This is a genomic window from Saccharothrix sp. ST-888, assembly GCF_000955975.1.
GTDB lineage: Bacteria > Actinomycetota > Actinomycetes > Streptomycetales > Streptomycetaceae > Kitasatospora.
Genome location: NZ_JYJF01001121.1, coordinates 1 through 247, shown reverse-complemented (window position 1 = coordinate 247; position 247 = coordinate 1). Strand labels below are relative to the sequence as shown.

Genomic DNA, 247 nt, shown 5'->3' with positions numbered 1-247 from the left:
GGCGAGGATGTCCTCGACGGTGCCGCCGGTCTCGTGCAGCAGGTGCCAGGTGACCTGCTCGCGCAGCGGAGCGCGGAGCGCGAACAGCGCCCGGAGCTCCTCGGGGCCGAGCGGCGGCACGGTGTGCTCGGGCAGCGCCGGCGGGCGCAGGCCGGCCATCGGGTCGGCGCGGAGCCAGCCCTGGGTGCGCCACCAGGCCACGGCGCCGCGCAGGATGGACAGTTCGCGGTTGAGCGTGCGCGGATCG

At 76.9% G+C, this 247-nt stretch carries 1 pseudogene; it reads right to left on the bottom strand.

Features of this window, described 5'->3' with window-relative positions:
- Positions 1 to 247, bottom strand: a pseudogene (locus UK12_RS42835) (hypothetical protein); the annotation flags it as partial.